This window comes from Mycobacterium szulgai (genome assembly GCF_002116635.1).
Classification (GTDB): Bacteria; Actinomycetota; Actinomycetes; order Mycobacteriales; family Mycobacteriaceae; genus Mycobacterium; species Mycobacterium szulgai.
The window spans coordinates 13627-26621 of sequence record NZ_LQPW01000148.1; the positions used below are offsets into that span (position 1 = coordinate 13627).

The following is a 12995-nucleotide window of genomic DNA, read 5'->3' on the forward strand; positions in this document are numbered from 1 at the left end:
GGATTTAGGCCGCCTTCACAACTGGTTGCGCTGGGAAGTGTACGGCCTTTCGCCCATCGGGTGTGCAATTTGTCCGTCAACCGGCGTCTTCTTGACGCTTGTGCCCGTATTGCCCGGGGTCCTCGCCTGGCTAATCTTTGCGCCATCGCAAGGGCAACCCGGAAGGAGGTGATTATGTCCCACGACCTTCTTTTCGGCGAGGTCGAGGCTTTGTATTCCGCCAACGTACTTCGTGCCGACGAGCTGACCGAATGATCGGTATGCCACTCGAGCCGCGCGCGGGGATCTCGTCAGCGCCGATCTGAGATCCCCGCCGCAACCACATCCATCCCGGCTACGGGCAGGTGGCGTCGACCTCGAACGTCTTGCTGACCTGTTGCCCGGCATTGTCAACGCCGGTGGCGGTGCCGGTGATCTTGTAGGCGTTACCGGTTTTTGTCGCGGTGGCGCTGTTACCGGGCGCGCCCTCGGTGAAGCTGAGGACAACCCCGTCCACCGTGCCGAGTCCGGCGGTGTGCACTGCCGACGCGTCCTGCTCGAGGCCGACGATGACGCCGGTGAGCATGTCGCCGACCGCGATGGAGAACCTGCCCTCATTCGTCGAGCACACCACTGGGCCACTGACGTTCTGCTGCTGACCGCCGACGATGACCTTGGTTTCCCCCGACGCCGCCGGAGTGCTGCTGGATGCGGGGGCCGAACTCGTGGCCGCACTGGACGCGCTCGTCGAGCTCGATGACGGACCCGAGTTCTTGTCGCTGGAGCAGCCCGCCATGCCCGCAATGACGGTCGCCGCGCTGACGGCGATCAACAACTCACGCTCCACCAGGTTCTCCTCACTTGTCGGTCTACATCCGCGAGATCGGCGGATCTAGTGAAGCAGTATGTATGGCCGCACAGCTGCGGTACAGATGATCTTTAGCTACTGCGCAGGTTCTCGATGAACCGTTGGGTCTCCGCCCAGGTGGGCAGCAGCCCGCAAGCGCGCACTTCCTCGAAGCCGGGGGCGGCGGCATCGCGGTCGGACAGGCTGGGCCGAGCACCGTCGACCAGCGGCCAGTCGATCGCCAGGGCCGGATCGGTGGCGCAGATGGTGTGCTCGCGCTGCGGGTTGTATTCGGCCGAGCACAGATACATCACGGTCGAATTGTCTTGCAGCGCAAGGAAACCATGCGCGAGCCCTTCGGATATGTAGATCGTGCGCCGGTCCCTGTCGTCCAGCAGCACCGAGTCCCATTGGCCGAAGGTCGGTGAGCCAACCCGGATGTCGACGACGACGTCGAACACCGAACCGGACACACACGTGACGTATTTGGCTTGACTGGGTGGCAGCTGGGCGAAGTGCAGACCGCGCAGCACGCCCGCCGACGACACCGAACAGTTGGCTTGGCGGACATCCAACCGGTGACCGGCGAATGCGGCGAAGCCGTGGTCAGTGATCCATTCGAAGAACAGTCCGCGCGAATCGCCGTGCACGGTCGGTGTGATTTCCCAGGCACCCGGGACGCCGAGTTCGCGTACCTTCATGTCACTGGCCGCGTTGTTCGTAGCGGGCTTCGGCGGCGTCCTTGAGCGGACGCCACCACGACTCGTTTTCCCGGTACCAGTCGATGGTGGCGCGCAGGCCCTCCTCGAAGTCGGTATGCTTTGGCGCCCAACTCAATTCGTTGTACAGCGTGGACGGGTCGATCGCGTAGCGCAGGTCGTGGCCGACGCGGTCGGTCACGTGGTCGAAGTCATCGGGCCCGTGGCCCATCAACCGCAGCAGCGTGCGCAGCACGGTCAGGTTGTCGCGCTCGCCCTCGGAGCTGATCAGATAGGTCCGGCCGATCTGGCCCTTCTCCAAAATCCGGCGTACCGCGCTGTTGTGGTCCTCGACGTGGATCCAGTCGCGGACATTGGCGCCGGCGCCGTAGAGCTTGGGGCGTCGTCCGGTAAGCACATTGGTGATCTGACGCGGGATGAACTTCTCGACGTGCTGATAAGGCCCGTAGTTGTTGGAGCAGTTGGAGATCGTCGCCCGTACTCCGTAGGAGCGCACCCAGGCCCGCACCAGCATGTCGCCGCCGGCCTTGGTCGCCGAGTACGGACTCGACGGGTTGTACGGAGTGGACTCGGTGAACCGTGCTGGATCGTCGAGCTCCAAGTCGCCGTAGACCTCGTCGGTCGAAATGTGGTGCAGCCGAACACCGTGTCGCCGCACCGCTTCCAGGATGGTGAAGGTGCCCAGCACGTTGGTGTGCACGAACGGCTCGGGGTTGTCCAGTGCGTTGTCGACGTGAGACTCCGCGGCGAAATGGACTACCGCGTCGGATTCTGCGACCAGCTGCGAAACCAGTTCTGCGTCGGCGATGTCGCCCTGTACCACCCGCACAATGTCCTCGACGTCTGCCAGCGACTCGCGCCGGCCGGCGTAGGTGAAGGCGTCGAGCACCGTCAGCGTGTCGTCTGGGTACTCGCGTACGGTGCTGTGCACGAAATTCGCGCCGATGAATCCCGCGCCACCGGTGACGAGCAACCGCATGGGTCAAACCCTAACGGGTCAGCCCTAGTGCTCCGGCCAGTTCGGTGAGCGCGGGGACCAGGTTCTCGCTCTTGGTGAGGACCTGAACGGGGACGTGGTCGGCACCGGCATCCAGATGCTCGGTGAGCCGGGCCGCGATGGCCTCGGGGGTGCCGTAGGCGACCACGGCATCCACCAGCCGGTCGCTGCCCGGTTTGGCGACGTCGTCGTCGGTGAAGCCCAGGCGCTTCCAGCTGTTGAGATAGTTGGCGAGGTTGAGATACATGTCGAGCGCCTTGCGCCCGACGGCGCGGGCCTTGTCGCTGTCGGTGGTGAGCACCACCTTGTGCTCGGGGGCCAGGAACGTCCCGGGACCGATCAGCTCACGGGCCTGCGCCGTGTGCTCGGGAGTGGTCAGGTACGGGTGGGCGCCGGCGCTGCGCTGAGCGGACAGCTTGAGGACCCGTGGGCCCAGGGCCGCCACCACGCGCCGCTCGGCGGGGACGCCGTACTCGTCGAGCTGGTCCAGGTACTCCGTCAGGGCGTCATACGGCTTTCGGTATTCGGTGACCGCCTCGGGATGTCCGACGCCGATACCCAGCAAGAAACGGCCCGGGTATGCCCTTTCGATCCGGTGAAACGACTCGGCGACCGGCTCGGCCGGCGCGGACCAGATGTTGACGATGCCGGTGGCCACCTGCAAGGTGGTGGTTGCTTCGAGAATGGGCTCCACCCAGGCCAGCTCGGCCGGCGGTGAGCCGCCCACCCAAACCGCCCCATAGCCCAGGGCTTCGATTTCTTTGGCCTGCTGGGGCGTGACACCCCTTCCGAACGATCCGAAGCGGCCGAGATCGGGCTTCTTGGTGGCTTGGTTGGTCGCAGAGGCGCTCATGGTTGGACTAACCCGCCGGCCGCCGCGCCCTATTCCAGCTCGCGTGTTTTGCGCAGGGAGTGGCGGTGCGAGTAAGGTGGACCAACGGTGCGGCGTCCGTGCCGGCTTCTGGCGTGCCCAGTCTTGGAATTTCCACCACCGGCTCACGTTGAGTAGTCGTAGTACGTGCTGCGCCGAACGGGGTGCACCGACGAGATAGAGAAGGATCGCCACAACGTAATGGCCAAGAAGGACGGTGCCATAGAGGTCGAGGGTCGCGTGGTCGAGCCCCTGCCCAATGCCATGTTTCGCATTGAGCTGGAGAACGGTCACAAGGTGCTCGCCCACATCAGCGGCAAGATGCGGCAGCACTACATCCGCATCCTGCCCGAGGACCGCGTGGTCGTGGAGCTGTCGCCCTACGACCTGTCGCGCGGCCGGATCGTGTACCGGTACAAGTAGCGCGACGATATTTAAGAAAAGCCCAGGAAGAACAGGACCGAGACTGCCGTGAAGGTGAACCCGAGCGTCAAGCCAATCTGTGACAAGTGCAGGGTGATCCGTCGGCATGGGCGGGTCATGGTGATCTGCTCTGATCCGCGCCACAAGCAGCGGCAGGGCTGATAGCCCACACTCCGCGACGACAACTGAATGCAGACCTCCCAGCACCAATGAGCGGGCTGGCATCTACAGAGATGGGCCGGCTCACCCACGCCCGGACGGAGGCCGGGCCCCTACCAGCAGGTGGGGAACGGACTGGGAAAAGACCTCCGCTGAGAAAAAGAGGAAACGCCACCTATGGCTCGACTAGTAGGCGTCGATCTGCCGCGCGATAAGCGGATGGAGATCGCGCTGACTTACATCTTCGGCATCGGCCGGACCCGTTCCAACGAAATTCTGGCTGCCACTGGCATCGATAAGGACCTGCGCACCAAGGACCTCACCGATGACCAGCTCACCCATCTGCGTGACTACATCGAAGCCAACCTGAAGGTGGAGGGTGACCTGCGCCGCGAGGTACAGGCCGACATCCGTCGCAAAATCGAGATCGGCTGCTACCAGGGTCTACGGCACCGCCGCGGACTGCCGGTGCGCGGCCAACGGACCAAGACCAATGCGCGGACCCGTAAAGGCCCCAAGCGCACCATCGCAGGCAAGAAGAAGGCCAGGTAACCGATGCCACCGAAGAAGGCAAGTGGGGCAGGTCCCAAGAAGGGGCAGAAGACCCGTCGCCGGGAAAAGAAGAACGTCCCGCACGGCGCCGCGCACATCAAGAGCACCTTCAACAACACGATCGTGACGATCACCGATCCGCAGGGCAACGTCATCGCCTGGGCGTCGTCGGGTCACGTAGGGTTCAAAGGCTCCCGCAAGTCGACACCGTTCGCCGCTCAGCTGGCTGCCGAGAACGCCGCGCGCAAGGCCCAGGAGCACGGAGTGCGCAAGGTCGACGTGTTCGTCAAGGGTCCGGGCTCCGGCCGCGAGACCGCGATCCGCTCGCTGCAGGCCGCCGGTCTGGAGGTCGGGGCGATATCCGACGTCACGCCGCAGCCGCACAACGGCGTCCGTCCCCCCAAACGTCGGCGCGTCTAGGAGATAAAAGCAAATGGCTCGTTACACCGGACCCGTCACTCGCAAGTCGCGCCGGCTGGGCACCGACCTCGTCGGTGGCGACCAGTCGTATGAGAAGCGGCCTTATCCGCCCGGCCAGCATGGCCGCGCCCGGGTCAAGGACAGTGAGTACCGCCAGCAGCTGCAGGAGAAGCAGAAGGCGCGTTTCACCTACGGCGTGATGGAAAAGCAGTTCCGCCGCTATTACGAAGAGGCCGTTCGCCACTCGGGCAAGACCGGTGAGGAACTGCTGCGCATCCTGGAAAGCCGGCTCGACAACGTCGTTTACCGCGCCGGGCTGGCGCGCACCCGCCGGATGGCCCGCCAGCTGGTCAGTCACGGTCACTTCACCGTCAACGGCGTGCACGTGAACGTGCCCAGCTACCGGGTGTCGCAGTACGACATCATCGACGTCCGGGACAACTCGCTGAACACGGTGCCGTTCCAGATCGCGCGGGAGACCGCCGGTGACCGTCCGATCCCGAGCTGGATCCAGGTCGTCGGCGAGCGCCAGCGCATCCTGATCCACCAATTGCCCGAGCGTGCTCAGATCGATGTGCCGCTCACCGAGCAGCTGATCGTCGAGTACTACTCGAAGTAGCGCAGGTTTCCGCCGGTGCGACCGCACCGGCGGGTCTTAACGGCATCAAATAGCGGGTGCCGAGAAGGAGAAGAAGAAACACCATGCTGATTTCTCAGCGGCCCACCCTGTCCGAGGACATCCTCACCGACAACCGGTCCCAGTTCGTCATCGAACCGCTGGAGCCCGGATTCGGTTACACCCTGGGCAATTCGCTACGGCGTACGCTGCTGTCGTCGATTCCCGGCGCGGCCGTCACCAGCATTCGGATCGACGGCGTGCTGCACGAGTTCACCACCGTGCCCGGCGTCAAAGAGGATGTCACCGACATCATCTTGAACCTCAAGGGTCTGGTGGTGTCCTCCGAGGAGGACGAGCCAGTCACCATGTACCTGCGTAAGCAGGGTCCGGGCGAGGTCACCGCGGGCGACATCGTGCCTCCCGCGGGCGTCACCGTGCACAACCCGTCGATGCACATCGCGACGCTGAACGACAAGGGCAAGCTCGAGGTCGAGCTTGTCGTCGAGCGGGGCCGCGGTTACGTCCCGGCCGTGCAGAACCGTGCTTCCGGCGCCGAAATCGGCCGCATTCCAGTCGATTCCATCTACTCGCCGGTGCTCAAGGTCACCTACAAGGTGGACGCGACCCGTGTCGAGCAACGCACCGACTTCGACAAGCTGATCCTGGACGTGGAGACCAAGAGCTCGATCACCCCGCGCGACGCGCTGGCTTCGGCCGGTAAGACTCTGGTCGAATTGTTCGGTCTGGCACGCGAACTCAACGTCGAAGCCGAAGGCATCGAGATCGGGCCGTCGCCGGCCGAGGCCGACCACATCGCGTCGTTCGCGCTGCCCATCGACGACCTGGACCTGACCGTGCGGTCCTACAACTGCCTCAAGCGCGAGGGTGTGCACACCGTCGGCGAGTTGGTGTCGCGTACCGAGTCCGACCTGCTCGACATCCGCAACTTCGGCCAGAAGTCCATCGACGAGGTCAAGGTCAAGCTGCACCAGCTCGGTCTGTCGCTCAAGGACAGCCCGCCCAGCTTCGACCCGTCCGAGGTCGCCGGCTATGACGTCGCCACCGGTACCTGGTCCACCGAGGGTGCCTACGACGACCAGGACTACGCCGAAACCGAACAGCTCTAATTTCGCTTTGGACATCTAGACAGGAGCCCCTCCAATGCCCAAGCCCACCAAGGGCCCTCGCCTCGGCGGGTCGTCTTCGCACCAGAAGGCGATTTTGGCCAACCTGGCCACGTCGTTGTTCGAACACGGCCGGATCAAGACCACCGAGCCGAAGGCCCGGGCATTGCGGCCGTACGCGGAGAAGCTGATCACCCATGCCAAGAAGGGCACGCTGCACAACCGGCGTGAGGTGCTCAAGAAGATCCGCGACAAGGATGTGGTGCACGCCCTGTTCGCCGAGATCGGGCCGTTCTTCGCCGACCGCAACGGCGGCTACACCCGGATCATCAAGGTCGAGGCGCGCAAGGGCGACAACGCCCCCATGGCCGTGATCGAGCTGGTGCGGGAGAAGACGGTGACGTCCGAGGCGGATCGGGCGCGTCGGGTGAAGGCGTCGAAAAAGGATGCCCCCGTGGCAGCAGCCGCGGCGCCGCAGGCGGCCGTCGAGCCGGAAGCCGCTGAAGGTCCGACGGCTGAAGAAGTCGAGACTCCTGAGGTCGAGACTGCTGAGGCCGAGGCTGCTGGGGCCACCGACGAGGCCGGCGAAGAGGTCACCGAAGAAGCCGCCGAAGAGGCCCCCGAAGAGGCCCCCGAGAATTAGTGGGGACGTCCGTCTGCGGCTCGACATCGCCTATGACGGAACCGATTTCGCGGGCTGGGCGGCACAAGCCGGACAGCGAACGGTCGCCGGCGTTCTCGATGAGGCGCTGACGACCGTTTTCCGTGCGCCGGTCCGGCTGCGCGCGGCCGGGCGCACCGACGCCGGAGTGCACGCCACCGGGCAGGTGGCTCACGCTGACGTGCCCGTCGAGTCGTTGCCGAATGCCTATTCACGCACACTCCGCGCCGGTGATCCGGAATTCGTGCCGCTGCTGCGCCGGCTGGGCAGATTTCTGCCCAGCGATGTCCGAGTCATTGATATCACCCGTGCGCCAAGCGGATTCGACGCTCGGTTCTCGGCGCTGCGACGCCACTACACCTACCGGTTGTCGACAGCTCCCTACGGTGTGCAGCCGCAGCTGGCGCGTTACATCACCGCATGGCCGCGGGCTCTGGACCTCTCCGCGATGAACGCGGCGTCGCAAGACTTGTTGGGACTGCACGATTTCGCGGCGTTCTGCCGCCATCGCGACGGTGCCACCACCATCCGGGAGCTGCAGCGGCTGGACTGGACGGGCGACGGCGACCTGATCACCGCACACGTCAGCGCCGACGCGTTCTGCTGGTCGATGGTGCGGTCGCTGGTCGGAGCGCTGCTGGCGGTCGGCGAGCACCGGCGCACCGCGGCTTGGTGTCGCGAATTGCTCAGTGCGCCAGCACGATCCAGCGACTTCGCGGCCGCGCCGGCGAGGGGATTGACCATGATCGGCGTTGACTACCCGCCTGACGATCAGCTCGCAGCACGCACCTTGATCACGCGCGACCTGCGCTCGCGCTAGCCGGCACAGGGCGGCCGGGCCATGACGGTGAGACGAACCCCGTAGCGGGGACCGGTTCCGGCCGAGCCGGCGCCTGACCCGGCCAGCGGCATACCCCCCAGCAGGTTACCGGGCATGCCCGACTCCGGCGGCTCGATGACATTGCTGACGCGCAGGGGCGCCGCGAGCGGACGTAGCGCCGGGCCGGCTTGGGCCCACGGAGCGGGCACCGACAACTTGCCGATCGCGGGCGCGGTACCCATGGCGGCCGAAACGTGCCCCGCACTCAGCAGCGCTCCCAAGTCGTTGGCGGCCGCCGACGCAGCAGTGCCCGCGCCGGTAGCCGCCGACGGGATGAGGCCCTGCAGTGCGTTCGCCGACGACAGGGCGCTGTTGGCCATACCCAACCCGAAGTAGGGCAGTCCGATCGTGTCGTAGAGGAAGGATTCGAACGGTTCGTACCAGGTCAGCCATCGCTCTAGCGGTCTTTTAGGCGTCGACGACGTTCCGCTGCTCATGGGCCGGGATACCGGCGAGGCCATGTTTCGCAGTGCTTGCGGCACTTGGGAAATCACCCGTCCCAAGTTCGTCTGCGCCGCGCCGGCGGCCGCGGCGGCAGCTGGGTTGGCGGCCGGGTTGGCGATCGGCGGCGGCTCGGCGAACGGCGTCACCATCGAGGCGGTCGCCGACGCGCCGGCGTACTGGTACATGGCTGCCACATCCTGGGCCCACATTTCGCCGTACTTGGCTTCGATGGCCGCAATGGCCGCGGTGTTTTGGCCTAACACGTTGGCTGCAACCAGCGACATCAGCTGCGCGCGGTTGGCCGCGATAAGCGGCGGGGGTACGACGGCAGCAAAGGCGGTCTCGTAGGCGCTGGCCGCCAAGCGTGCGTGGGTGGCGGCCTCTTCGGCCCGGACCGCAGTCGCGCGCATCCACGCCGCGTACGGTGCGACCGCGTCGGCCATGGATGTCGACGCGGGGCCCACCCACTCGTCGCGGTGCAGTCTGGTGACAACCGTGTGGAAATCGCCAGCGGTCGAACGCAACTCGGCGGCCAGTCCGTTCCAGGCCGACGCGGCGGCCAACATCGACGAGGCACCGGGACCGGAATACATCCTGGTGGAGTGAATCTCGGGGGGTAGCGCTCCGAAATCGAAATGCATTGCAGCAGATTCCTTAACCTAGTGCCGCGCTATCCACCGGCCGGCGGCCGTGGTACCACGCTGACGGGGAAGCCGTATTGGCGATGGGCATAGTTCGTCGCGGGAGCCCCGCGCCGCGTTGGTATCCCTCGAAGTAGTCCGCTTGCATCACGTTCCGAGGCGGCGGCGAACACGGAGCGCGAAATCGTCGTGACCTCGGCCTTGGGTGCTGACTGCGGACCGGCCCAACTCGGCGGCGTCGACATCAGGCCGACCCGGCCGGCCGTGCCCATACCGGCCGACACCGCGATCGGCCCTCGGCTGGTGCGCACCAAGCTCGGCAGTGCCGTGGCGGCTGCCGGTGTTGGCGCCGGAGGGAAGATCATCGCCTGCGCTACCTGCCCGGCATTGAGGACAAACCCCGTCGCGTCGTAGAACAATGACTCGAAGGTCGACAGTGCTTCCCAGGCTGTGGTCGAAAGAATCGGGAAATGCTCGCCGAGAGTGTGGTTCCTCGACGGCGGCGTGGTCGGCGGCGGTGGTGGCGCGAAAGGGGTCAGCTGCGCAGCAATCGCCGAAGAGCCGGCATAGCCGTACATGGCGGCGGCGTCTTGAGCCCAGAACTCCGCGTACTGCGCCTCGGTTGCCGCGATTGCCGGAGTGTTCTGACCGAAGAAATTGGTGGCGATCAGGGCGATCAACAATGCCCGGTTGGCAACGATCACCGGCGGCGGCACCGTCATCGCGAACGCTGTCTCGTAGGCTGCGGCCGCCGCTCTGGCCTGCATGCCGGTCTGCTCGCACCGTGCTGCCGTCGCCCCGAGCCAGGCCACATACGGCGCGACCGCGGCGACCATCGACGCCGACGAAGGCCCCGCCCAGGCCGAGCTGATTAGCCCCGAAATCACCGTCTGGCAGCCGATTGCCGCCGAACCCACTTCCGCTGCCAGTCTCTCCCAGGCTGCCGCGGCGGCGAGCAACGGCCCCGAACCCGCGCCTGAATACATGCGGCCGGAATTGATCTCGGGTGGTATTGCTCCGAAGTTCATTGCCGGCAGGCGAATGTGTGGCTTTTCGGTTGCGCCGGGAACAATGGCGGGAATTCGACTATTGCGCCGAATGTCAATTCTCTTTACACCGACGGGGTTACCGGACGTGCGCACTGCATCTAGCTGGCACTTCAATTGATCTGCGCCGCAAGTTATTTGAGCGGGGACGGCCGTGATTAGACCTTGGCGGGTCGGCATGTCAACCGTCATCGAATCCGTCCTGAGCAAAGCGGAATTGTTCGACTACCGACAACAAGCATGCCTACTGCGATAGTATGAATAAGAAATAATCCATACCGTCAATAGTTGTCAATTGTTATGAGCGTTACATACGCCCCGAAAATGTGTCGTGCGTCAAACTAACCGGCAGACGGCGGCCGGGTCATCACCGTCAGCCGGACGCCGTAGCGCGGACCCGAACCGGCTGCGCTTCTGCCCGAACCGCCAACCGGCATGCCGCCCACCACGTTTCCAGCCGGAGCGAACTCGGCCGGTTCCACCACGTCGCTGACGTACTGGGTGTCGGGAATGGGAGTCGCTGCCGGGCTGGCGCCAGCCCAGGTGGGGGGTACCGACATCTTGCCGCCGATGTTGGCCGCGCTACCCGTTGCCGCGGCGACCGGCCCGCTACTGACCACTTGGGTCGCGCCGGTCGCGCCGGCCACGGCCGCGGCTGCCTCGGGCGCGGCGGCCGCCGGCAGCATGCCCATGGTCTTGGCGGTCGAGGCGAAGAAGCTGGCGATGCCGGCGCCGAAGAACGGCAGGCCGAGCGTGTCGTAGAAGAAGTTTGCAAACGGGGCATACCACTCGAGGAACTTTTCGATCGGCCCGAAGGGGTCGATCATCGGCGACGTCAGGCCGCGCAGCACGCCCGGTACCTCAGAGAGCAGCCGGGACAGCGTGGACTGCGTCGCGCCGGCCGTGCTGGCCGCGGCATGCGCAACGGCACCGGCCTGGGCGGCCAACGCGCTGGGGCTACTGGTCTGCGGCGGGGGAGTGTAGGGCGTCACCGTCGCCGCGGCCGCCGAGGCGGCCGCGTAGCTGTACATGGCCACGGCGTCCTGCGCCCACATTTCGCCGTAATGGGCTTCGGTGGCCGCGATCGCAGCGGTGTTGAGGCCCAAGAGATTGGTATTGACCAGTGACGTCAGCTGGGCACGGTTGGCCGCGATCAGCGGCGGCGGCACTGTCGCTGCGAAAGCGGTCTCATACGCGGCCGCGGCCAGACGCGCCTTGCTCGCCGATTGTTCGGCTTGCGCGGCGGTAGCGCGCAGCCATGCCAGATAGGGCGCGACCGAGTCGGCCATGGCCGCCGACGACGGGCCCACCCACTCTTCGGAGCGCAATGCATCGATCACGCCCTCGTATGCGGTTGTAGCCGAATTCAATTCGGCGGCCAGCCCGCTCCAGGACGACGCGGCGGTCAACATCGATGCCGACCCCGGTCCGGAATACATTCGCATGGAGTTGATCTCCGGCGGCAGCGCCCCAAAATCCATTGTTTGCTCCTCTTTCAGCCCGCAGCCGGCGGCCGCGACATCACCCGGAAGCGGCGGCCGTAGCGTCGCCGGGCGAAGGTGCTTGGGCGGCCCCCGCCCGTCAGTGGTGCCCCTGGAAACAGGGGTCCTGGTCCATTGGTGGCGGCGGGTACGACGGTCTCCGAAACCTCCGCAGTCGCACCGGTTAACGTGACCGGCGCTGCGCTCCAGCTGGGCGGTACCGACATCAGGCCGATCTTCTCCGCCTCGCCAATACCCGCCGAAACCGGGCCCGACACGGCACTCACCAGACCTGGCGACAGCCCGACAGCAGCACCGCCGGCACCGGCCGCGGCCGGCGCGGAGTCTGGGATCACTTGTTGGGCGAACAGAGTGGCCAGCTGAACGATGCCGATTCCGAAATAGGACAAACCCCAGGTGTTTACCAGGGTGTTCCAGACGCTGGTCGGGATTATGGGAAACCACGGCGGTTTGACCGGGGCCAGCGGTTTGAGCTTGGCGACTAGCTGCGCGGCGTTTTCGGGGTTGGTGGTGTCCGGCGGCGGCGCGAACGCAGGCAAGACCGAGGCGGCTGCCGAGGTGCCGGCGTATTCGTACATGGCTGCGGCGTCTTGCGCCCAGAACTCGGCATATTCTGCTTCGTTGGCCGCGATCGCCGGTGTGTTCTGCCCGAAGAAGTTTGTTGCGATCAGAGCCATCAACAGGACTCGGTTTGCGGCGATGAGCGGCGGTGGCACCGTCATCGTGAACGCGGCTTCATAGGCCGCGGCCGCGGCCCTGGCCTGCATGCCCGTCTGTTCGGCTTGGCCGGCCATCGTGTTCAGCCACGATACGTACGGCGTGACGGCGCCGATCATGGACACCGACGCGGGCCCCTGCCACGGCATCCCAGACAGCTCAGACAGCACCGAGCTGTAGCCCGCCGCCGTGGCGCTGAGGTCACTTGCCAGCCCGTCCCAGGCGGCTGCGGCCGCCATGAGGGGACCCGAACCAACACCGGCATACATGCGGCCGGAGTTGATCTCGGGCGGTAACGCCCCGTAGAAGTTGGGGTTGATCGGCATGGCAATACGGGACAAAGCTTTCGTGAGCAGGGAAAAACCTTAGACGCAAAGACCGCCTAAGGAAATAA

The 12995-nt window shown here is 65.6% G+C and carries 16 protein-coding genes; 8 read left to right on the forward strand and 8 right to left on the reverse strand.

Annotated features, from left to right (window positions below; genetic code table 11):
• Positions 1 to 334: 334 nt before the first annotated feature.
• From AWC27_RS21705 to AWC27_RS21720, 4 genes are all read right to left on the reverse strand, one after another.
• A complete protein-coding gene (locus AWC27_RS21705) occupies positions 335 to 826 on the reverse strand; it encodes a lipoprotein LpqH (protein ID WP_085672386.1) in 492 nt (163 codons plus the stop codon).
• Between the two features lie 92 nt (positions 827 to 918).
• On the reverse strand, positions 919 to 1527 hold the full coding sequence (gene rfbC / locus AWC27_RS21710) for a dTDP-4-dehydrorhamnose 3,5-epimerase (RefSeq protein ID WP_085672387.1): 609 nt from the start codon (positions 1525 to 1527) through the stop codon (positions 919 to 921).
• A 1-nt stretch (position 1528) separates the two neighbouring features.
• Positions 1529 to 2524, reverse strand: a complete 996-nt coding sequence (gene rfbB, locus AWC27_RS21715) for a dTDP-glucose 4,6-dehydratase (RefSeq protein WP_085672388.1) — start codon at positions 2522 to 2524, stop codon at positions 1529 to 1531.
• Between the two features lie 10 nt (positions 2525 to 2534).
• Positions 2535 to 3395 (reverse strand): LLM class F420-dependent oxidoreductase, encoded by an 861-nt coding sequence (locus AWC27_RS21720; RefSeq protein WP_085672389.1) that lies wholly within the window; start codon positions 3393 to 3395, stop codon positions 2535 to 2537.
• Between the two features lie 219 nt (positions 3396 to 3614).
• Between AWC27_RS21720 and infA the strand changes: the two genes are divergently transcribed.
• The 8 genes from infA to truA all read left to right on the forward strand — a co-directional run bounded on the left by infA (position 3615) and on the right by truA (position 8191).
• On the forward strand, positions 3615 to 3836 hold the full coding sequence (gene infA, locus AWC27_RS21725; RefSeq protein WP_003418601.1) for a translation initiation factor IF-1: 222 nt from the start codon (positions 3615 to 3617) through the stop codon (positions 3834 to 3836).
• Between the two features lie 48 nt (positions 3837 to 3884).
• Entirely contained in the window at positions 3885 to 3998 is a 114-nt protein-coding gene (gene rpmJ, locus AWC27_RS21730) for a 50S ribosomal protein L36 (protein WP_003879483.1), read from the forward strand.
• A 174-nt stretch (positions 3999 to 4172) separates the two neighbouring features.
• Complete coding sequence (gene rpsM / locus AWC27_RS21735) at positions 4173 to 4547, forward strand: 30S ribosomal protein S13 (RefSeq protein WP_036352829.1); 375 nt, start codon at positions 4173 to 4175, stop codon at positions 4545 to 4547.
• A 3-nt stretch (positions 4548 to 4550) separates the two neighbouring features.
• On the forward strand, positions 4551 to 4967 hold the full coding sequence (gene rpsK / locus AWC27_RS21740) for a 30S ribosomal protein S11 (RefSeq protein ID WP_085672390.1): 417 nt from the start codon (positions 4551 to 4553) through the stop codon (positions 4965 to 4967).
• A gap of 13 nt (positions 4968 to 4980) precedes the next feature.
• Complete coding sequence (gene rpsD / locus AWC27_RS21745; protein WP_083113012.1) at positions 4981 to 5586, forward strand: 30S ribosomal protein S4; 606 nt, start codon at positions 4981 to 4983, stop codon at positions 5584 to 5586.
• Between the two features lie 83 nt (positions 5587 to 5669).
• Entirely contained in the window at positions 5670 to 6713 is a 1044-nt protein-coding gene (locus AWC27_RS21750) for a DNA-directed RNA polymerase subunit alpha (RefSeq protein ID WP_085672391.1), read from the forward strand.
• A gap of 34 nt (positions 6714 to 6747) precedes the next feature.
• Positions 6748 to 7353: a 50S ribosomal protein L17 gene (rplQ, locus tag AWC27_RS21755; RefSeq protein WP_085672392.1), complete on the forward strand. Its 606-nt coding sequence runs from the start codon at positions 6748 to 6750 to the stop codon at positions 7351 to 7353.
• On the forward strand, positions 7274 to 8191 hold the full coding sequence (gene truA, locus AWC27_RS21760; protein WP_085672472.1) for a tRNA pseudouridine(38-40) synthase TruA: 918 nt from the start codon (positions 7274 to 7276) through the stop codon (positions 8189 to 8191). Before rplQ ends, truA begins: the two co-directional genes overlap by 80 nt.
• Here the strand turns inward: truA and AWC27_RS21765 are convergent.
• From AWC27_RS21765 to AWC27_RS21780, 4 genes are all read right to left on the reverse strand, one after another.
• Positions 8188 to 9336, reverse strand: a complete 1149-nt coding sequence (locus AWC27_RS21765; RefSeq protein WP_085672393.1) for a PPE family protein — start codon at positions 9334 to 9336, stop codon at positions 8188 to 8190. The two genes, truA and AWC27_RS21765, sit on opposite strands and share 4 nt — an antisense overlap.
• 29 nt (positions 9337 to 9365) lie before the next feature.
• A complete protein-coding gene (locus AWC27_RS21770) occupies positions 9366 to 10364 on the reverse strand; it encodes a PPE family protein (protein ID WP_085672394.1) in 999 nt (332 codons plus the stop codon).
• Between the two features lie 359 nt (positions 10365 to 10723).
• The gene (locus AWC27_RS21775) at positions 10724 to 11863 is read right to left on the reverse strand and encodes a PPE family protein (protein ID WP_085672395.1); all 1140 of its coding nucleotides are present in this window, start codon (positions 11861 to 11863) and stop codon (positions 10724 to 10726) included.
• Positions 11864 to 11877: 14 nt separating this feature from the next.
• Positions 11878 to 12927, reverse strand: coding sequence for a PPE family protein (locus tag AWC27_RS21780; RefSeq protein ID WP_085672396.1), 1050 nt, complete (start codon positions 12925 to 12927; stop codon positions 11878 to 11880).
• Positions 12928 to 12995 lie beyond the last annotated feature (68 nt).